The organism is Vasconcelosia minhoensis LEGE 07310, assembly GCF_015207255.1.
In the GTDB taxonomy this organism is placed as follows: Bacteria; Cyanobacteriota; Cyanobacteriia; order Phormidesmidales; family Phormidesmidaceae; genus Vasconcelosia; species Vasconcelosia minhoensis.
Genome location: NZ_JADEXG010000027.1, coordinates 1 through 19625, shown reverse-complemented (window position 1 = coordinate 19625; position 19625 = coordinate 1). Strand labels below are relative to the sequence as shown.

The window sequence follows — 19625 nt, the reverse complement described above, 5'->3', positions numbered from 1 at the left end:
GAAGGAATTAGGAGGGCTTGGTTTGTCCGAGCTTCGGCTCCGTCCCGGCCAGCAGCCGCTCTATATTGCTACGGTGGCGGAGGATGACGTAGAGGCTACCCGCGATCGCGAGCAGCAGGTAGGCCAGCGGTTGGTGGGTCAGCAGCATTAGCAGCGAAATGGATACTGCCGCCAGGATAGAGCTCAGCGATACCATGCGAGAAACGACCAGCACCGTCGCAAACACAACTGCCGCGCCTAGCCCCACCGGCCAGGCTAGCGCCAGGATGACTCCCAGCCCTGTGGCTGCCGATTTCCCGCCGGTAAACCCGAGCCAGATCGAGCGGCTATGCCCGACCAGCACCAGCAGCCCGACCAGCATCGTCAGCCAGGGCAGGCGGTCGGTCGGGCCCGCGATCGCGTCAGTCTGTGCTAGCCAGCGTACTAGTAGCACCGCCGTTGCCCCCTTCAGCAGATCGACGCAGAGAACCGCTAGACCCGCTTCGCGACCGACGACACGAAGCACATTTGTAGCGCCGGTACTGCCGGATCCATGTTCGCGAATGTCAATCCCCTTGACTGCTTTGGCAATCAAGAAACCGGTGGGAATCGACCCCAATAGATAGGCGGCTCCGAGCAGCCCGAGTCCAATTAACCAAGTCATGAAATTTCCAGCTTCAGTCCGATCTTAACCTGCTATATTCCAGCAGAATATCGGTTTATCACCGCCGCTTTTCTGCTTGTCAACATTTATCAACCTTTTGTCGAGTCTCAATATTCGTAGTCGGCGATTGGATTGGCCGGGTCGGGAGCAAAGGCTAGCCACAGGGGAAACTGTAGCAGCGAGAGGCTAATTTTTTCTTCCGATTCATCAATCAGCAGAATCGGCAGCCGACCACTGTCGAGCAGCCGCTCGGCCCGCTGCACCATCGGTTCAGGAGCCTCAAACAGCATCACCCCGCGATTGGTGCCAAAATCAGCCCGGGAAATGCCCAGGCAGTCCTGTAGCCAGCGCCGCCACTCGCCTAGCCGCTCTGGCGTACTGGCCAGCACTAGGGCACAGAGCCGATCGCCATAGAGCGTATGGAGCGCAGATACAGCGGCCGAAGCCACCAGCACATTTTGCAGCCGACTGCCGAGGCTCTTAACCGCGCCCCGCCCGCCCTGGGTAAAGAACCAGTTCGCCACGCGGTCGGCGTGGATCGGCTCGAAGGTGCGGCGCAGCTGCCAGGATGGACCGTAGTAGTCAGGTCGGGTGCGGTACTGGTCGAGCAGGCTGCGAACGCGATCGCGCTGTTGCTCAAACCGCTGGGCTGCGAAGCCAACCGTGGGTGGATCCGTCTCAGCGGCCGGCGGCTCGGCGACTTCAGCTGGACTGTCGGCCGCTGCAGGCGGCGCCAGCTCTAGCTGCTCTGCCGCCCTGGCCAGATCCTGTAGACTGCCAATCAGATATTCCTTAAAGCCCTGAACGCGAATGGCAATATCCTGGGAGGCCCCGGCAAAGCTGGTCCGCATTTCAGCCTCGATCCGCTCCTTCCGGCGTTCTAGCTGCTCGACCTGGCGCTGTAGCTCGCGGCGCTGGCTTTCCAAGTCGCGCAGACTGGTCTGGATCAGCCGCTCTAAACCGGGCTGCGGAGGCTGCGGAGGTGAGCCCTGGGTCAACCGGCTATTCGTTGTTTGCAGCGTTTCGACGCGTTCCTCTAACTCGGCTTTCTGAGCCCGCAGGGTACTGATCTGATCGGCATCGGCCTGAGATACTCTGGTGGGTTCGGCCGTCTCAGGTCGATTGTCATTGGTGGCAGCGTCGGAAAATTCGTCTGGAGTCATGAAATCAGCAGGGCAAGCGACTATGGCAAGCATAAGAGGCGATGACCGGCGGAACAACCCCCCATGAGCTGTGGGCCACAAGCTTATCGCTGGGCCTTGGCCTGGGGCGGGGCGGCTTGGGCACAGCGCGCCAGCAAATGGGTGCGTAGCGCCTCGGGGTCAAAGAGGACCGGCAGAAAATGAATACTGTTTACTTCTTTGAAATAAAATAGAATCGGTACAGCGGGCCAAAAAATCGTCCAATACTGCCAGTCCTGATAGGGAAACTCGCGCAGCTGCCGGTCGCCCCGGTAAAGGGCCAGAGCCGTCGGCGTCAGCCAGAGCCGAATCGTCGCGGTTTGGTAGAGCAAAAACAGTCCCAGCAGGGCCAAAATGCCGCTCGTCCAGACATGGCCCCAAAGCTGGACCAGGGCGCTCAGCACCGCCAGCAGCAGCAGCCCAATCGGCAGACGGTAGCTCGGGGCAAGACAGACGCTGTCAGGCTTCAGCTCAGCAATGGTAGGATCGGTCGGGCTCAAGGGTGTCCTAAAAATAAACAAGCTGCTCTACTAGTCTAAGGGCACAGCGATCGCGCGGCATCTGCCTAGAGATTTCCTTTGTGCGTTAACACCTTTGTGCGTTAGCCCATCTATAACCTATGACAAAACTTGGCTCGTCTCCGCCGCCGGCGGCTGCTTCTAGCTCAGATAGCCCTGGCCTGAGTACCTTTGGCGGCGTCTATACGCCTTCGGTACTGACCATTCTAGGCGTGATCATGTACCTGCGCTTTGGCTGGGTTGTGGGCAACGTGGGCCTGGTGAATACGCTAATTATCGTCACCCTATCTACGTCCATCACCTTTTTGACCGGCCTTTCAATCGCAGAAATTGCCACCGACCGCGAGGTCAAAGCGGGTGGGGCTTACTATATGATTAGCCGCTCGCTGGGCCTGGAGGTCGGTGGGGCGGTTGGCATTCCGCTCTACATAGCCCAGACCCTATCGATTGCCCTCTATGTGATTGGCTTTGCTGAAAGCCTGGCGATCACTTTCCCGGCGCTCAATCAAACCCTAGTTGGGCTGATTACGGCGATCATCGTCGCCGGAGTGGCTCTCAAGTCAGCCGATTTCGCCATTCGCATTCAGTATTTCATCATGGCAGCGATCGCGCTTTCGCTGCTTTCGCTGGCGCTGGGCCATCCGGTCGCGCCGCTGAGTGCCGCTGACCTGCCGACTGAACTGCCCGCAGAAGCGTCATTTTGGACGGTATTTGCCGTTTTCTTTCCGGCGGTCACCGGGATTATGTCCGGGGTAGCCCTGTCCGGCGACCTGAAGCAGCCGAGTCGGGCGATCCCGGTAGGTACGCTGGCCGCGATCGCGACCGGCTATGTTATCTATATGGCCATTCCGCTTCTCCTCGTGCGCTGGGCCGATTCGGAGACGCTACTGACCGATCCGCTGGTAATGCAGCGAATGGCGCTTTGGGGCGGGGCAATTTTGCTCGGGGTCTGGGGGGCCACCCTCTCTAGCGCCCTGGGCAGCATTCTGGGAGCGCCGCGAGTGCTGCAAGCGCTGGCCCGCGATCGCGTTCTGCCCGGGGCATTGCGAGGCCTCGGTACCGGCAGCGGTCCGGCCGATGAACCGCGGTTGGGCACGCTGGTGACACTGATGATTGTGCTGGTTGCCGTCTTCTTTGGCAATCTCAACCTGCTGGCCCCGATTTTGACTATGTTTTTCCTGACCACCTATCTGGTGCTCAACATAGCGGCAGGACTGGAAAATTTTCTCAACAGCCCCTCATTCCGGCCCACCTTTCGCGTGCCTTGGGTACTTTCATTTTTGGGGGCGATTGGCTGCATCGTCGTCATGTTTTTGATCAACCAGCTGGCGACTTTGCTGGCCGCGCTGATCGTGATTGGGGTTTTTGTCTGGCTTAAGGAGCAGGCGCTGCAAAGCACCTGGGGCGACGTGCGGCGGGGGGTTTGGCTAGCGTTAGTGAGGCAGGGCATTCTGGGTCTGGGGCAGGCTCCCCAGGCCGATACGCGCAATTGGCGGCCCCACATGCTAGTGATGTCAGGCATTCCCACCCGCCGCTGGCCGATGATTGAATTTGCCGCTGCGCTGACCCATAACCGCGGCCTGGTGACAGTCGCGAGTATCCTCCCCGCCGGGGCCAGAAGCATTGAACAGCAGCTCAAGTCGGAAGGCGTGATCCGCAGCTATATGGCTGAGCGAGGCGTGCAGGGTCTGGTCAGGCTGGTAATGGCCGCAGATACCTTTGAAGGGGCTGAGCAGTTTGTCACCCACTATGGGCTAGGGCCGCTGGTGCCCAATACCGTCATGCTCGGCCACAGCCAGCAGGCCGAGACGCAGCAGCGCTATTGCCAAATGGTCGAAGCGTTTCACCGAGCGCATCGCAACGTGCTAATTTTTCGCGAAAACCCAGAGCGGGGCTTCGGGCAGCGGCGGCGAATCGATCTATGGATACGCCATCTGCCCACCGACGGCGCGCTGATGATGATTTTGGCCTACCTGCTGCAAACGTCTATGGCCTGGAACCGAGCTGAAATTTGCCTGAAGCTAAGCGTTCCGAATCAGGCCGCCGCTGTGCCAGCGCTGGACAATCTGGCCAATCTGCTCACTCAGCTAAGAGTTAAGGCGACTCCGGCCGCTATCGTCGAGCATACAGAGTCCTTTGAAACAACCTTGCAGCGAGAATCGCAGGCTGCCGACCTGGTCTTCTTGGGGCTGAACCAGCCCGGCGAAAGCTTTACCCAGTCATTTATTCGCCAGCAGGTCAAGGACGACCAGCTGCCTACCCTGGTTTACGTGTTGGCAGCCAATAACTTTGCGTTCTTGGACGTCTTAACCTAAGGCGTTTCAACCTCACGACGCACTAGCGTGTGAGACGCGAATATCGGCTATTCAACAACTCGCAGCCGTCCCTGACTTAGGGCTTCGTAAATTTGGTTGATCAGCGTCTCCTCCTGAGAGCTGATTCTGCCCTGGGTCAGCAGAGTCATCAGGATAGACTGATCGTGGCGGGTGATGCGGCGGGTCGCAAAAATCTTTGCCACCATCTCTTCAACGGACGTTGTGATCATCATGGGATAGCTTGAGTTTAAAGCTGCTGTCAGGGAAGCCAAGGTATTAAAAATGACTTATTTTTTAAACTTATCTACATACATCACTGTAACTAGATTGATTGTTAAGAGCATCCGTGATATGTCGTAAACTCAATGTTATACAGTTATTTCGCTCAATAGATAAAAATTCGGGACAATCCAACTGCTGTTCCGGGCCGGAAAATACTGGGCTGTTGAGCACATTTCAGGCCGAGCTTTCTACGTGTTTTGACGGAAGCCGCGGTGGGGTGAAGCAGTATGAATCAACAAACAGCAAAATGCCCTGAGGCTGACAGATTCCTCAGGGCATTTTCTCGATCTTAAGGGAGTCCTAAATGGACTGGGAAAGGGCCGTCTCTGCCTGCTAGACAGTCGCGAGTTCAGGCTCGGAGCGCTTGCTGTGACGAATGCTGCTGATTGCTTCAGCGTAATCAGGTGCCTTGAATACGGCAGACCCGGCGACGATGGCATTCGCTCCGGCTTCTAGCACCTGGTAAGTATTATGGGCCTTGAGACCGCCGTCTACCTCGATCCAGGGATCGAGACCGCGCTCGTCGCAGATCCGGCGCAGCTGACGGATCTTGTCCACCATTGTGGGGATAAAGCTCTGTCCGCCGAAGCCCGGGTTGACGCTCATGATCAGCACCAGGTCGCAGATATCGAGTACATGCTTGATCAGCTCTAGGGGGGAACCGGGGTTGAGTACCACACCCGCCTGCTTACCGCAGTCGTGAATTAGCGATAGGGTCCGGTGGAGGTGGGGCGAGGCGTTGTGCTCAGCATGGACTGAGATAATGTCGGCTCCGGCCTCGGCAAAGTCTGCGACGTATTTCTCGGGCTCGACAATCATCAGGTGAACATCGATCGGCTTTTGGGTGACCGGGCGAATTGCTTTGACAATGAGAGGCCCAATTGTGATGTTGGGGACGAACCGCCCATCCATCACATCGACATGAATCCAGTCTGCACCGGCCTGGTCAGCGGCGCGCACTTCGTCGCCCAGACGACTGAAGTCGGCAGATAAAATTGATGGAGAAATGACAGTGGATTTGGGGGATTTTGGGGAGTTGGCTGTTGCCATGAAAATGGGCCTCTCTAACGCAGACTACTGCACATATCGTAACAAAATCTTCGGACTCCTCATAGCCATTGGGGATCATCGTTATTAATCGTCGCCTTAGCCACATCCATCGCTGGATTGGGGGCGACGCTGAGGGTGTTGCGATCGCGCAGGATTGCGCTACAGTTTTTCTTAAAGCCATTGCTCCCGCTGCCCCATGCTCGGCCCCAGTAGCTCAGCGACGCAATGGCGGCTCAACTTTCCAGGCCCGACTCACTATCGGTCATTCATCATAGGTACGGTTTCTATGGCTAAATGGTTTGCTGGTCAGACTCGATTTTCGCTGGCTAGAATTAGCGGCTTTAGCGGCCTCGGGCTGGCTGGGCTGCCAGCGCTGGCGCTAACCAGCTCTGTGGGGCCAGCCGGAATCGACGCGCTGCGTCTGCAGCAGGCCCCTTACAATCTGACCGGCCGTAAGATTGCCATTGGCCAGGTTGAAATTGGCCGACCGGGGCAGTTTGGGCTCGATAAAATAGTGCCCCCAAGCGGACCGGTGGAGCCCCATCGGCTGTTCCAGCTGAATGAACCCGCGATCGCGAACGAATTTGTCGATGACCATGCTAACAATGTGGCGAGCGTCATGATCAGCCAGGATAAGCTGCTTACGGGCGTCGCCCCGGAGGCGGTACTCTATTCGGCGGCGGTGGGCCCCCTGACTGAGATGAGTGGTCAGCCAGAAGAATGTCTGGCGTCTCAATATGTGGCGCTGCAGAACAGCGGCGATGTGCGAGCGGTGAATTTTAGCTTTGGCGAACCGCTGAGCCGCGATCCCCGACCCGCGCCGCTGCTCGACGGCAACGCCCTGCTTACCCAGTGCATTGACTGGTCGGAGCGAGCGCACAAGCTGCTCTATGTGATTGCCGGGAACCAGGGCGGCGGCGGCATTCCCATCCCGACTGACAACTTCAACGGGATCAACGTCGCCTATTCCCGACGCGTCAACGGAGAATTTGTCAAAGTAGACTTTGCCAACCTCAGCAGCGAGCCGAATTTTTTCTCGCCGCGATCGCCCGGCCCAGAACGAAATGAGGGGACGCGCCGCTCGATCAATATCGTCGCTCCCGGCAATCAGATTGAGATGTTCGATCCCAGCGGCGTTCGAGTCACCAGCAGCGGTACGAGCTTCGCGGCCCCGCACGTGGTGGCAACCGTCGCCCTGCTGCAAGAATTTGGCGATCGCCAGTTTCGGGCCGGTGCCCCCCACTGGAGCCTGAGGTCGCGTGAGCCGATGGTGATGAAGTCTGTGCTGCTCAACTCAGCTGACAAGCTCCAGGATACCGGCGATGGTCGGCTGCTGGGAATGAGCCGGACACTGCTGGACGAAAGCAACCGCAGCTGGCTCGACTCTGACGCCTACAGCGACGTCAAGATTCCCCTCCATGCTGAGTTAGGAACCGGACATTTGAATGCGTTTAGGGCCTACGAGCAGCTGGCTGGGGGGCAGTGGTCTCCGGCCGAGGCCGTTCCCGCCGTGGGCTGGGCCTACCAGAAGCTAGAGACTGATCAGCCTAGCGCCTATGAGGACTATGTTTTTGAGCAACCTCTGCAGGCGGGCAGCTATTTCTCGGCGACGCTCTCCTGGGAGCGGCTAGTTGAGCTAGCCGATAGCGACGACGATCGCTATGACCGGGGTGAAAGCTTTCGCGATCGCGGCCTCAACAACCTCAATCTGTATTTGATGCCCGCTGACGCTGACGATCTCTCAGACAGCGTCTGGTCTTCAGTCAGCGATGCCGACAGCGTCGAGCATATCTTCTACCCGATCCCCGAAACTGGCCGCTATAAGCTGCGAGTCGTCCATCAGGAGGGTGTAACCGGTCAGCCAACCCAGCCCTATGCCCTAGCCTGGTGGGCGCAGTCAGCCTCTTCAATGGCTCCGTAAGCAACCTATACAGCGCGTCAATACGTGATCAATACATGACATACCCCGATCAATGTCGGTGTATGACAATAGTTACCCTTGAACAACAGCGGCTGTTCCGAGATTTTTGCCGAAGCGTATGAACAGCACCCCTTTGAGTAGGTGCTCGGGGTTGACCTAGACATTGACCTTTGGGTATTTATACCCAGCTTGGCGCTGACCAGAATATCGATTAGCACTCGCTTTACGCCTAGTAGAGACAAGCAATGGTTTACAAACCCAAGCGGTTGGGTTATCTTATTAACAGTAAGGTCAATGCCTAAGATTCTTGAAGAGCGAGGTTTTCGGTTCATTGTCTGGCCGAACGATCACGAGCCTGCCCATGTCCATGTTAAGAAGAACGCCGGAGAATTAGTTCTTAACGTGTCAGGCTCAGAGCCTGTCCCCATCGAGATTAGGGGGCAGATGCCGAATAAGACTGTCAACCAGATTCTCGATATTGCAGAGGAAAACCTAGCGACCTTAAAGCAAGGGTGGGAGAAATATCATGGCTGTAAAGGATAAAGCTCAAACGCGACAGGCGCAAATTGACGCAGCGAGAAAAGCTGGGCAAGCAGCAATCGATTCTAGCCCCCAAGCTGTAAACGCTTATTACGATTCCAATAGTCAAAAAGTAGTGATTCTATTCAGTGATGGTAGCGAGTTCAGGTTCCCAGCTCAGGATGCTCAGGGCTTGAAAAATGCGTCTGAAGCCGAACTCTCTAATGTCGAACTATCCCCAACAGGATTAGGGCTCAGCTGGCCCAATCTAGATGCCGACTTGAGCATCCCTCATCTGCTGCAAGGTCTATTTGGCACAAAGCAATGGATGGCCAATCTAGGGGCTAAGGGGGGACTGTCGGCCTCTGAAGCGAAGCGAATGGCTGCTCGTGAGAACGGTAAGAAAGGCGGTCGGCCAAAAAGCCAACGAGAGCACTGGCACTCTCAGCAGTCTTAGTCGTGTAGCCATTCTGAATCAGCAATTTTCCAAGGATGGCTGAAAAGAGGGCGAACGAAGGGGTTCGAACCCGCGAATGGTGGAATCATAAACCGAATTTTGAGTCCTTGAGCTCTAAGGCTTTCAGCTACAGCACTTGATATAAGGTAGGTTTACGCGCTTGGTTCAGAGGTACTAATAGGCATAAACCGGTATTAAACTAGCCTATATTTAGGCTAGTAGCTAGGCTAGGGATTTATGGTGAGAAGTCGGCAAGTGACTTGCTGGGAGCGGCGAACGAGCAGCTGAAGGGTGGAAACATCCCGGTTCGGATTGTCACCCCAGGGGAGAGCGAGCGGCTGTATCTGCGGGGAACGTTCCCGCCTAAGCCTGGCTCGGGGAAGTCACAGTCCTATCAGAAGCGGATATCGCTAGGGATTTACTTCAACCCAGCGGGCATCAAGCGGGCAGAGGCAGAAGCCCAGCGCCTTAACCATTTGCTGATGCTAGGTCAGTTCGACTGGTCAGACTGGCTCACGGTTAAGCAGCGAGGGCAGATGGTAGGGCAGTGGCTGAAAGAGTTTGAACGCGACTATTTCATCCGCCGGGAACGCAATCCCAAAAGCGAGACAACTTGGGAAAAAGACTATGCCATCCCTAAAACGGGCCTGTACTGCCTACAGTGCCTTGGCCGGTTTCGCTGAGGTCAGCGCGAACCTGAAGCCGCTCAGGGGTAAGTATCGACCTACCGCAGTCAGCCGGGATCAGGTTCCCAGTGATGCTCTGATTTTGGAATGGTGCGATCGCATCCCCGACCAGCGGTAGCGAGCGTTCTATCAGCTGGTCGCCTGCTACGGGCTAAGGAATCATGAGGCTTTTCGGATTGACCTGGAAAAGCTGAAAGATGACCCCATTGCAGTTGTGCAGGATGGCAAGACGGGCTATCGAGCAGTCGCGCTGCCCTGCCCGCTGGGATGGTGGGAGCACTGGTTTAAGAGAGCTGAGAACGACCTGCCCCCAATGAAAGCTGCTTCTCATAGCGCCTATGGCAATAAAAGCAGTCAGTACTTTAGACGGTTAGGACTGCCGTTCAAAATCTATGACTTGCGCCATGCTCATGCAGGTCGGATGGCGCTGAAGGGAATTGACCCTGCGATCGCCGCGCGGTCACAAGGGCATAGCTTAAAGGTTCATTCAGACATCTACTTGCACTATCTGGGGGCCGACCAGCTTAGGAGCGCTTTCTTAGAAAAACTTAGATAGGGGGGTAAAGTTGCCCAACCCCTTTTGTAAGGTTGGGCAGGTTGGGCAGAAAATGAAGTATCCGTTTCGTCTATTGCGAATATTTCGTTTATTTTGTAGATTAGAGAGATGGATAGGAAAGTTAGTACGGCTCAGTAGTAGTGAGTTTGTAGCAATTTTTCTAAAGGAGAGACGGTCATGACATTGCCATCGACTACAGGGAAACCTCTAATTCCCAGTGAAGCTGATACTAAAATTTCAGAGCAAAGCAGCCGCATTTTGGCAGCTCATTTGTCAGCTCAGCAAGCGGCTCGTCGGATCAAGATCGTTGAGGATGATGGCTCAGAGCAAGAAGCGGTTATTCCTGAAGCGGCTTTTCAGCTGTTGATAGATATTCTGTCCCAGATGGCCCGTGGCAATGCGGTTACCCTGATTCCGATCCATGCTGAGCTGACGACTCAAGAAGCAGCCGACCTGATCAATGTTTCGCGCCCCTTCTTGGTAAAGCTGGTTGAGTCTGGTGACATCCCCTATCGACTCGTGGGCCGCCATCGCCGCATTCGGTTTGAAGACCTCATGGATTACAAACAGCGGATGGATGAACAGCGCATGGATACCCTGGATAAACTTGCAGAGCAGGCGCAAGAGCTGGGGATGGGTTACGAATAGCCGATGGCTTCTCAGTTCACAGCTCTCTATGATGCTTGTGTTTTATACCCAGCGCCTTTACGAGACTTGCTGATGCAGGTGGCGCTGACTGACCTTTTTCGCGCCCGTTGGACCAATCAAATCCATGATGAATGGATTCGTAGCGTGCTGGAGAAGCGGCCAGACTTGACCCTAGAGCAGCTGACTCGAACCAAAGTTTTAATGAACAGCCACGTTCGAGATTGCTTAGTAGAAGGTTATGAGTGCTTCATCCCACAGTTAGAACTCCCCGACCCTGACGATTGCCATGTGCTAGCAGCAGCTATAAAAGCGGGTGCTGATGTCATTGTCACGTTCAATCTAAAGGACTTTCCGCCACCAGTCTTGGCTCAATATGATGTTGAAGCTCAGCATCCTGACGATTTCATTGCCTATTTATTGGATTTGAGACCTTCTCGGGTAGCTGTCGCTGCTGAACTGTGCCGAAAACGCTTAAAAGCACCGCCTAAATCGACCGAAGAATATCTAGAAACTTTGCTGCGACAGGAATTGAGTATCACAGTGTCTATGCTGCGAGAGCTGATTGAGGAGATGTAGAACGCAGCTGCTCAGGCCGCTGCTGCCGTCTCTGCTCTGGGGGCCGTTCGTAGACCTTTCTCAGAGCAGAGACCTTTACGGCATAGGTGGGGCGGCTGCCGTTGCTAGTGTCTATGTACTGACTGCCATATTCAAGGAAGCCCGCTTTGATATCTTCCAGCAGTTTCCGGCTGCTGAAGGCTGGCCCAAGGGCTTTAGCGCCTTCTTCCAAGCTGATCCATTGGCTCTCTGACTTATCGGCGGCCAGCTCTGTCAGCTGCTGAAGGATGGCTTCATTCAGCTTTTGCTCAGCCGCGATCGCGTTCTGTAGGGTTTGTCAGATTTGGTTATCGGCCATCGGTTAGCCTGCCATAGATAGGGATTGCCGCGATCGGGTCAGCCTGAGCTTCAGCAAGGGGTCATGGACTGCTAGCCACTTCCATAGATACTGCTTTTCAGCTGTGGCAAGCAAACCCAGCAGGCTGAACATATCTGCATTGGCTTCAGGATTATTTTCCGCTAAAACAGCCCGCGCCCATTGCTGAATGGCGGTGGGCGTTGCTGAATAGCAGTATGAATTCGATGAGTATCTCACGGCATATTTAGGCTTTGAGAAAATGGCTCATACCTGAAATCAGCAACGCCAAGACGGGAGATATTCTAGGGGGAGGATATCACGCCCTGCTCATGCTCAATCTGCGGTTTCTAGGTCAGGAGTTTGGGCATCCTGGGAGTATTGTTCTAGGGGAAGGGCTGTGATTGATTTGGTGATCGCGATATTTGTGAGCGGGAACATAGCGGCTCTCTGCGAGCCAATAGTTCAGCTGTTGGGAACCAATCCTTACGTTAGCCCAACTCAGCTGAGGTGCCAGAGACAGAACGGGGAGGTGTTCCTGACTGACCGTTCTAGTGCCGCGGACTGCTGGCCAATCTGCTCACGGAGTACCTTTTCATTGAGTTGATCAACCTTTCCGGTCAGTTCGCCAACGTCCTGATTCAGTTCGTAAAACACCGAGCGCACCTCGTTCTAGGGAAGGCGCTAGCCATTACAATGTAGGGAGAATAGACAAATGCAGGCATGGCTGAGCAAACCCAGATCGACCGAATTGAGGCTGAAGTGACGCAGATTAATGCTGATCTTGAGCAAATCAAAACAACGCTTGACGCCGTAGTGACAGAGCAGAAGCTGACCAACGTGCGGGTAGAAACCTATCAAAAAGCGTCTGGGCAGGTAGTCAACTTGGCATTTGGACTGATTGCGACTGCGGTAATTTCGATTATTGCGAATATTCTAGTAAGCCGCTGAGAGGGACGCGGGTGAGTAACGTTCAAAGCTAAGCCAGCTTTCAGCAAGAAATGGTCGAGAGCTTGGAGCGAATAATTGACCAGAGGTTATGCGACAAGCCATGCTATCTAGCAGCTTGGCAGGCGCGGCTGAGGATGCGAGTATTCAAAATCCCGCATGCTAGCTAGCGCTCCAGTTCCTCCAGCTTTTCCCTCACTGCCTCAGTGCTGCGCCCGGTCTCGCTGGTCGCTTCGTTATTCCCAGCGCTCTAAGGCGAGATCGCAGTTCCAATGAGGCGGTTGCAATTGCGATTTTTGGACGCTGCCCAACCTTCTTTTACTTAGTTTGTCGCAAGGACAGGCTGCACTACTGGGGTTAACTTGCTCTACTGATGTAGGTTCACCTAAAACTGCGGCAACCTCTTTGGGGTTTTTCCTGCAATTGTAATTACTTCAAATTTTGGAAGATGAGGCGTAGAAACTGCACTAGATAAAGAATCTCCCTCAACTTCACTGTTTTGATTAGTCATCAAAAACGCAGGTCCCCAGAACAGAAGAATTAGTCCTGGAACGATAAATAGCCACTTTTTCACGGGAAGCCCTCACTAGATAGCTGAGGTTAGATTATCCCTGAGCAAATCTGTACAAAACAAAACGGGGATAGTGCAAGTAAATATAGAGCCCGCAAAACTCAAAAATTTAGGCTAGTCATTAGGCTAGCCACTTTGAGAAAAGTCTGAGATGAGGGCGAACGACGGGACTCGAACCCGCGAATGGTGGAATCACAATCCACTGCCTTAACCACTTGGCCACGCTCGCCATGTCTGCCCTAAGGCTTTAGTGAGTATAGCATTCTAGCGAAATTCAGAGCTATCTTTCAGCACGAACCTGCTTGGTGCCCAATTCAGAGATAATGGTCTGAGAAGCCAAAGCATTGATGCATGGGCCAGTTTTGGGGAGAGCTAGGTAATGGGCTTATTCAAAGTATCCAACTGGATTGGCGGCCTGATTCTAGTCGCTGTCCTAGGTGGGCTGGCGGTGACCAATCCCGAACGCGATGAGTATGAAACCTACGCGGCGGCGAAACTCAGCGACTACTTGGAAACGACGGTCTGCGCCGACCTACCGTCTGCCGTCGCGGAGCTGTTCCAATCTCAGTGCGCTAGCCTGCTTCAAAGCGGCCAGAGTCCGCTGCGAGAGCTGGTGAGCCAGCAGACCGCGCAGACGAATTTTATTATTTTCAGCCTTTACCGGACTCGGCTCACAATTCCGGGCTTCACCCAGGCTCCAGCCTACGAATTTGAGACCTTGGGGATCGGCGATCGCTTTTTCACCTTCCGCGCCGAGCGCACTTAGGTCAGGCCAAATTGACAGAAAACTTGATCCACTAGAGCTTGTGCCATTAGGATTGGGCAAAATAGCCGTTGGCAAAAAAGGGAACAGCCGTATATTGCATATTTAGTTACATACATCTGCATCGGAAATCCCAGATAATTTCTCTGCCCTCTGGTGGCTAGGTTTTTCCCCTTGGTGCGATCTGGCCTGTTTTATAGCCCTTTTAATACCCTATATTTTGAAACCTGTGGTGTCTTCTACTGCTTACCTACTGATTTCCCACGGCAGCCGTGACCCGCGTCCGCAGGAGGCGATGGCTCGCCTAGCCCGCCTCGTTCGCCGTCGGTTGATGGGAGGGCTAGCCGGTCAGCCCAGCAGCGCTCAAGCCAATCCGCCATCGAAAGCGCCGTCCTCGCCACTGCTGACCTCGGCCCCATCCATGCCGCCAGCATCGACCGTTCGCTGCCCTTCTGAAGTCATTGTCGGTACGGCCTGTCTGGAGCTAGCGCCGCTTCCTCTGAGTCAGCAGATCTATGAATTTGGTCGTCGTTTGCAGGCGGCTGGCGTCACTCAGCTAAAGCTGCTTCCCGTTTTTTTGATGAATGGCGTCCACGTGGCGGAAGACATTCCGGCTGAGGTGGGAACTGCTCGCCAGCTGCTGGGGGATACGTTGGAGCTGACGCTTTGTCCGTATTTAGGCAGCCACGAAAGAATTTCCGCACTGATGGCGGCAAAGCTGGCTTCGATTCCGGCAGAGGGTTCCCTGCTGGTCGCCCACGGCAGCCGTCGCCCCCGGGGCAATCGACCGATTGATGCGCTAGCTCAGCGGCTGGGCACTGCGGTTGCCTACTGGTCTACCCCGCCCGATCTAGAAAGTCAGGCGATCTCGCTGATGCAGCAGGGCTGTCAGCGTCTGACCGTACTGCCCTATTTCCTCTTTGCGGGCGGCATTACAGACGCCATTGCCCACCTGACAGAAGAGCTGGCTGAGCGCTTCCCGCGGATCAGTTTTCGACTGCTGCCTGTGCTGGGCGCTTCGGCCGAGCTAGCCGATATCGTGGTTGAATTAGTGCGTTCCGAGCAAGATTCAAGGGCCGCTTGAAGCTCTATCGCCTCAAAATTCGTAGCACTGACCGCAAAAGGGCGGCTATAAATTTGGTTCAATGGCTTTAATTAGGTGAGTGCTTGGTCATGCTCACCGATTCTTGATTCAGACTCATTCTCCCATGCTTCCTTCTGCCCAAACGGATACTGATGCTCGCTATGGAAAGGTTTATCTGGTGGGAGCGGGACCAGGTGACCCGGGGCTGCTGACGCTGAAGGCGAAGGCAATTTTAGAGGGTGCGGATGTGGTCATTCACGATGCCCTGGTCAGCCCGCCGATTTTAGCGATGGTGAATCCACAGGCCCAGGTGATCAACGCAGGCAAGCGGCGCGGCCAGCATTCCTTACTCCAGGCAGAGATCACCCAGCTCTTATTCGAGCAGGCGCGGGATCACGCGGCTGTAGTGCGGCTGAAGGGGGGAGATCCCTTTGTCTTTGGGCGGGGGGGGGAAGAGATGGCCGATTTGATCAAAGCGGGCGTTGACGTTGAGGTAATCCCTGGCATCACTGCTGGGATTGCAGCGCCAGCCTATGCCGGAATCCCGGTTACCCACCGAGAATTTAGCTCATCGGTGACCTTTGTGACGGGCCATGAGGGGGCTGGGAAATATCGGCCTGCGGTGAACTGGACCGCGATCGCGCAGGGTTCCGAGACCATCGTCATTTATATGGGCGTCCACAACCTGCCCAATATCGTCGAGTCGCTCACCGCTGCCGGTCTGTCGGCCCAAACGCCGGTAGCGCTGATTCGCTGGGGTACCCGGCCCGAGCAGGAAACGCTGGTCGGCTGCCTGGAGACGATTGTGCAGCAGGTTGCCGCTGCCGGGTTTAGCGCTCCTGCGATCGCGGTAGTCGGCCAGGTTGTAAACCTCTATCCGCTGCTGGCCCCGAGCTCGCCCCTGCAAGTTGCGCACTGGGCAAACACTTATTCCACCTCTAATCCGCCCCATCCATCTGCTCATCCGGCAAAATAGAGTCAGCGCTGAGGACTCTGATATTTCTGAAAAAGTGCTGGAACTGGTCGTCACCGGTACCCCAGAACGGCTAGACCGCTGGCTCTCAACCCAGGTCGAAAGCCTGTCTCGCAGCCGGGTGCAAAAGCTGATCGAGCAGCTTTCAGTGCGAGTAAATGGAGAGATCTGTACGGCGAAAAAAGCGACCGTGAGCCAGGGCGATCGCGTCTGCCTGACCATTCCCGAGGCAGTTCCGCTGGCGCTGATGCCGGAGCCGATTCCGCTCGATATTCTGTACGAAGACGATCAGCTGCTGATCATTAACAAGCCCGCTGGAATGGTTGTGCATCCCGCGCCGGGCCATCCCAGCGGCACATTGGTGAATGCCGTCCTGGCGCACTGCGGCGAGCAGCTCAAAGGCGTCGGCGGCGTCCTCCGGCCCGGCATCGTCCATCGCCTGGATAAAGACACCACAGGCGCGATTGTCGTCGCCAAAACCGAACCTGCTTTACACAGTCTGCAAGGCCAAATTCAGACCAAAACGGCTCGGCGGGAGTATCTAGGAATCGTTTTCGGAGCGCCAAAAGCCGATTCTGGTACCGTCAATCAGCCGATCGGTCGCCATCCTAAAGACCGCAAGAAAATGGCCGTCGTCCCCATTGACCAGGGCGGACGGCAGGCCGTCACCCACTGGCAGCTTCAGGAGCGGCTGGGGAACTATAGCCTGCTGCACTTTCGGCTAGAGACCGGCCGCACCCACCAAATTCGGGTCCACAGTGCCTGGCTGGGCCATCCTATCGTCGGCGATCTGGACTATGGTTCGGGGCGCTCTGCTGGCGTCAACCTAGCCGGGCAGGCGCTCCATGCTTGTCGTCTCACCCTATCCCATCCCCTAACTCAGGCCCCTATTGTCGCCGTAGCGCCGCTGCCAGCTGATATGGAAACCCTGCTAAATCGGCTGCGGCTGCGAACCTAGGCGTGGCGCTCTCTAGCAGGCCAGATCGGCAAAGCGCCAGAGAGATCTAGAACGAGATCTAGAACCACTCCGGCGCTTTGCTACAGATGCTCACAGATTGGCGAGAGCTGTGCGTTAGGTATTAACTTTCCGGTAGGGTACCGTAGCGCCGATGTTGATATTGGCAGTCGAAACCCGTGGAGCCTGAGTAGCGCGGCTGCCGATGCTGCGAGCCATTTCAAGATAGCGCTCCGGGTTCCCCTCGGTGGGCTGCTGCTCCTGCGGCTTGAACTTGCGCACTTCGCTCTGCCAGATAATTTGGGGGAAGCCCAAAATCGAGCGATAGTATTCGTCGTAGCGCGGCGACTTGATATTGACTGGGCGCTCGCCTTCCTGGCGACCCGGTAGCACGCGGCGACGCTGATAGGGCACCGTGTCGTAGCCGAAGTTCTCTAAGTACTCTTCGGAATCAAGCAGAGCATCGACAAACCCCTCAATCCCCTTGGTACCAATCACAATTGACCAGGCAATCTTTTCCTGCTCATTGTAGGGGTCGCGGCCTAGAACCCGCTGAATGCACTGTTCGACAAAGCGGTAGTTGCTGTTTTTGTCATAGAAGCTGCTGCGGAAGGTCTCAGATAGCAGCAGCCCGCGGATAAAGTCACGTACCGTAATCTGGTTATTGCAGAGCTGTGACTCCAGCGCCGACTCGCGGTCAGCCTTAAAGGCATAAAAGAAAATCTGACGATAGGCAGCCTCGATCAGGTCGAGCATCTCAGCCTTGGAAAGCAGAGCCTCGGCATTGTAAATCCTGGGCTGGTCATCGCCCGGAACCACGTAGCCTTCGACTCGCTGGTTCTGGCTTTTTGGGGTGTAATCCAATAGAGGAAGCGCCACTTTTGAATCTCCAGAATCTTATGGATGTTTACAAACGTTAATCCTTATCATACGGGAGCTGTGGCGCTCGCCTGGGACTATCTGAGAAAAATATTACAGACCTTAATATTCCGATCGCCCTGGGCCAGCTGCCAGTCAGCGGGCGTGTTGCAGTTAAACAGCATAGTTGGCGGCACTGCCGGATAGGCGGCAACGGTCTCCTGGGCCAGCCAGGTTTGGCAAGCGCGCTGTCCGGTGGCCAGGTAGTCGGCCAGGCTGCCCAAGCAGCGGCGGCGATAGAAGCCGCACAGGGGATCCCAGCCTTTGGCGGTGGGGAAAAGAGACGCGATCGCGGCCGCCGGTACCTGGTCCAGCTGCTGCTGCCAGCGCATTAGCACAGACGATTCTAAATTAGGCAGATCACAAGCCAGCAGGAGAACCCAGTCCACCGAGTCAGCTTGCGGATCGGCCTGAAGAGCGGTAAGTCCCTGGTAAAAGCCGTGGAGCGGACCGCGCGATCGCGGCCCCGACTGCTCCTCTCGCAGCAACCGTACGCCGTTGGGAAGGACCGCCTGATAGCGCTCAGGCCAAGGCGTAATTACAGTGACCCGAGGCGTACAGGTTTGCGCCACTCGGCAGGTTCGCGGCAGCAGTGGCATACCCCGCACCGGCAGTAGGGCCTTATCCTGTCCCATCCGCAGGCTGCGACCCCCGGCCAGAATCAGCGCAGCGGTCGTCACGGTTCGGCCTTGGCCTGACGCCGCTGATCCGCCCAGAGCTGGCCCTTAGCGTAGTAAATCGCAGCGGCCAGAGCGGCGATGGTGATGTACATCAGACGAATGGCCCAGCCCACCGCCCGAAAAGCGACTGAAATCAGCGACGATTGAAACTCTTCGTATTTTGCGAGCTCATTCTCAACCACCACATTGGGGTTATCGGTCAGCTGCGTCTGTAGAATTTCCGGCTGGGTCGGCAGGTCTGTCATTTGCGTGCTCAGACTAAAAAAGCCCCAAAAGCCACCGCTGCCCACCTCGCGCCGGAGAAAACCATTCGTCAGCTGGCGCGATTCGGTTGGGGAAATCTCTGCCCGCTCGGCCACCTGCCGCACCCAGAGCGCCTGCTGCATCACGTAGCTAGCCGAGAAGACCAGCGGCGTCACGACTACCAGCAGAGCAACTTTTGCCTGCATCGGCCAGGACTGGGGTAAATAGCGGGTAGCGGCCCCAATGCCCAACCCCAGCAGCAGAAAAATCAGCAGATTGGAAATTTCCACCAGCTCAACACTTTTCAAAAAGCCCCCGGCATAGGGTAGCGAGTAAAGATAGGTTGCAGCCGCCCAGGCCAGCGCCGCTTTGGCGACCGCTAGCAAAGCGCTCAAGCTCAGCCCCAGCAGAAAATAAAGCGCAATACGCTGCGCTCGCGGATCAGACGGTTTGGATTGGGCGGGCATCACTCAACGCTCTCTGAAATACTGAAACGGTCAGGCTCTAGTTCTCTCGATCGCTCACGATGGCGATTGATGTCCCCGATTCAAGCTGCCAGAACGGATCGTGCTCCGTCGCTACATCTATCTGCCCATCGTCCTCAGAACCGAGCGAAAAGTCAAAGGCTTAGGCAAGATCCGCAGTCTTCCATAGGTTGTTACGGCCTGTAGCGCGATCGCGCCTAACCCAAAAACCGCTCACTACAAATTCCTTCACAACCCTTGAGCAATCACCAGGAATTTAGTACATTTGAACTAAATTACTCATTCGCCCTTCACAGGCATGGTAACCATGCCCCTACCC

At 55.8% G+C, this 19625-nt stretch carries 23 protein-coding genes and 1 tRNA gene; 14 read left to right on the top strand and 10 right to left on the bottom strand.

Going from position 1 to position 19625, the window contains the following annotated elements; translation table 11 throughout:
- Nucleotides 1–7: 7 nt before the first annotated feature.
- From plsY to IQ241_RS12755, 3 genes are all read right to left on the bottom strand, one after another.
- Nucleotides 8–643 (bottom strand): glycerol-3-phosphate 1-O-acyltransferase PlsY, encoded by a 636-nt coding sequence (gene plsY / locus IQ241_RS12765; protein ID WP_193907674.1) that lies wholly within the window; start codon nucleotides 641–643, stop codon nucleotides 8–10.
- Between the two features lie 107 nt (nucleotides 644–750).
- A complete protein-coding gene (locus IQ241_RS12760; RefSeq protein WP_228021651.1) occupies nucleotides 751–1806 on the bottom strand; it encodes a DUF3086 domain-containing protein in 1056 nt (351 codons plus the stop codon).
- A gap of 83 nt (nucleotides 1807–1889) precedes the next feature.
- Nucleotides 1890–2324 carry a DUF3119 family protein gene (locus IQ241_RS12755; RefSeq protein ID WP_228021650.1) on the bottom strand — a complete coding sequence of 145 codons (435 nt, stop codon included), beginning with the start codon at nucleotides 2322–2324 and terminating at the stop codon, nucleotides 1890–1892.
- 119 nt (nucleotides 2325–2443) lie between these two features.
- On the opposite strand from IQ241_RS12755, the gene IQ241_RS12750 reads away from it, so the two are divergent.
- Entirely contained in the window at nucleotides 2444–4657 is a 2214-nt protein-coding gene (locus IQ241_RS12750; protein ID WP_193907672.1) for an APC family permease, read from the top strand.
- A 47-nt stretch (nucleotides 4658–4704) separates the two neighbouring features.
- Here the strand turns inward: IQ241_RS12750 and IQ241_RS12745 are convergent, their stop codons facing one another.
- Nucleotides 4705–4890 carry a hypothetical protein gene (locus tag IQ241_RS12745; RefSeq protein WP_228021649.1) on the bottom strand — a complete coding sequence of 62 codons (186 nt, stop codon included), beginning with the start codon at nucleotides 4888–4890 and terminating at the stop codon, nucleotides 4705–4707.
- A 382-nt stretch (nucleotides 4891–5272) separates the two neighbouring features.
- A complete protein-coding gene (gene rpe, locus IQ241_RS12740; protein ID WP_193907671.1) occupies nucleotides 5273–5989 on the bottom strand; it encodes a ribulose-phosphate 3-epimerase in 717 nt (238 codons plus the stop codon).
- Nucleotides 5990–6275: 286 nt separating this feature from the next.
- Between rpe and IQ241_RS12735 the strand changes: the two genes are divergently transcribed.
- The 9 genes from IQ241_RS12735 to IQ241_RS12695 all read left to right on the top strand — a co-directional run bounded on the left by IQ241_RS12735 (nucleotide 6276) and on the right by IQ241_RS12695 (nucleotide 12637).
- Nucleotides 6276–7910 carry a S8 family serine peptidase gene (locus IQ241_RS12735; RefSeq protein ID WP_193907670.1) on the top strand — a complete coding sequence of 545 codons (1635 nt, stop codon included), beginning with the start codon at nucleotides 6276–6278 and terminating at the stop codon, nucleotides 7908–7910.
- Between the two features lie 294 nt (nucleotides 7911–8204).
- Complete coding sequence (locus IQ241_RS26545; protein WP_193907668.1) at nucleotides 8205–8453, top strand: DUF4160 domain-containing protein; 249 nt, start codon at nucleotides 8205–8207, stop codon at nucleotides 8451–8453.
- On the top strand, nucleotides 8437–8886 hold the full coding sequence (locus IQ241_RS12725; protein WP_193907666.1) for a DUF2442 domain-containing protein: 450 nt from the start codon (nucleotides 8437–8439) through the stop codon (nucleotides 8884–8886). The genes IQ241_RS26545 and IQ241_RS12725 overlap by 17 nt, the downstream gene beginning before the upstream one ends.
- 260 nt (nucleotides 8887–9146) lie before the next feature.
- Nucleotides 9147–9569, top strand: coding sequence for a hypothetical protein (locus tag IQ241_RS12720; protein WP_193907664.1), 423 nt, complete (start codon nucleotides 9147–9149; stop codon nucleotides 9567–9569).
- Complete coding sequence (locus IQ241_RS12715) at nucleotides 9553–9690, top strand: hypothetical protein (RefSeq protein WP_193907662.1); 138 nt, start codon at nucleotides 9553–9555, stop codon at nucleotides 9688–9690. The genes IQ241_RS12720 and IQ241_RS12715 overlap by 17 nt, the downstream gene beginning before the upstream one ends.
- A 96-nt stretch (nucleotides 9691–9786) precedes the next feature.
- Nucleotides 9787–10128, top strand: a complete 342-nt coding sequence (locus IQ241_RS12710) for a site-specific integrase (RefSeq protein WP_193907660.1) — start codon at nucleotides 9787–9789, stop codon at nucleotides 10126–10128.
- A 177-nt stretch (nucleotides 10129–10305) separates the two neighbouring features.
- Nucleotides 10306–10776 (top strand): helix-turn-helix domain-containing protein, encoded by a 471-nt coding sequence (locus IQ241_RS12705; protein ID WP_193907658.1) that lies wholly within the window; start codon nucleotides 10306–10308, stop codon nucleotides 10774–10776.
- Between the two features lie 3 nt (nucleotides 10777–10779).
- Complete coding sequence (locus tag IQ241_RS12700) at nucleotides 10780–11352, top strand: PIN domain-containing protein (protein ID WP_193907656.1); 573 nt, start codon at nucleotides 10780–10782, stop codon at nucleotides 11350–11352.
- A 1057-nt stretch (nucleotides 11353–12409) separates the two neighbouring features.
- Complete coding sequence (locus IQ241_RS12695) at nucleotides 12410–12637, top strand: hypothetical protein (RefSeq protein WP_193907654.1); 228 nt, start codon at nucleotides 12410–12412, stop codon at nucleotides 12635–12637.
- Between the two features lie 382 nt (nucleotides 12638–13019).
- Here the strand turns inward: IQ241_RS12695 and IQ241_RS12690 are convergent, their stop codons facing one another.
- Complete coding sequence (locus tag IQ241_RS12690) at nucleotides 13020–13208, bottom strand: hypothetical protein (protein WP_193907652.1); 189 nt, start codon at nucleotides 13206–13208, stop codon at nucleotides 13020–13022.
- Nucleotides 13209–13361: 153 nt separating this feature from the next.
- Nucleotides 13362–13434 (bottom strand) — tRNA-His (locus tag IQ241_RS12685).
- A 150-nt stretch (nucleotides 13435–13584) separates the two neighbouring features.
- Between IQ241_RS12685 and IQ241_RS12680 the strand changes: the two genes are divergently transcribed.
- From IQ241_RS12680 to IQ241_RS12665, 4 genes are all read left to right on the top strand, one after another.
- On the top strand, nucleotides 13585–13971 hold the full coding sequence (locus IQ241_RS12680) for a DUF4359 domain-containing protein (RefSeq protein WP_193907650.1): 387 nt from the start codon (nucleotides 13585–13587) through the stop codon (nucleotides 13969–13971).
- A gap of 229 nt (nucleotides 13972–14200) precedes the next feature.
- Nucleotides 14201–15052, top strand: coding sequence for a sirohydrochlorin chelatase (locus IQ241_RS12675; RefSeq protein WP_322743644.1), 852 nt, complete (start codon nucleotides 14201–14203; stop codon nucleotides 15050–15052).
- Between the two features lie 124 nt (nucleotides 15053–15176).
- Nucleotides 15177–16028, top strand: a complete 852-nt coding sequence (gene cobA / locus IQ241_RS12670) for a uroporphyrinogen-III C-methyltransferase (protein ID WP_193907648.1) — start codon at nucleotides 15177–15179, stop codon at nucleotides 16026–16028.
- A 34-nt stretch (nucleotides 16029–16062) separates the two neighbouring features.
- Nucleotides 16063–16983: an RluA family pseudouridine synthase gene (locus IQ241_RS12665; protein ID WP_322743643.1), complete on the top strand. Its 921-nt coding sequence runs from the start codon at nucleotides 16063–16065 to the stop codon at nucleotides 16981–16983.
- A 114-nt stretch (nucleotides 16984–17097) separates the two neighbouring features.
- On the opposite strand, the gene IQ241_RS12660 is transcribed toward IQ241_RS12665, so the two are convergent.
- From IQ241_RS12660 to IQ241_RS12650, 3 genes are all read right to left on the bottom strand, one after another.
- Nucleotides 17098–17859 (bottom strand): phycobilisome rod-core linker polypeptide, encoded by a 762-nt coding sequence (locus IQ241_RS12660; RefSeq protein ID WP_193907646.1) that lies wholly within the window; start codon nucleotides 17857–17859, stop codon nucleotides 17098–17100.
- 77 nt (nucleotides 17860–17936) lie between these two features.
- Entirely contained in the window at nucleotides 17937–18578 is a 642-nt protein-coding gene (locus tag IQ241_RS12655; RefSeq protein ID WP_322743642.1) for a molybdenum cofactor guanylyltransferase, read from the bottom strand.
- Entirely contained in the window at nucleotides 18575–19288 is a 714-nt protein-coding gene (locus IQ241_RS12650) for a hypothetical protein (protein WP_193907644.1), read from the bottom strand. Before IQ241_RS12650 ends, IQ241_RS12655 begins: the two co-directional genes overlap by 4 nt.
- Between the last annotated feature and the right edge of the window lie 337 nt (nucleotides 19289–19625).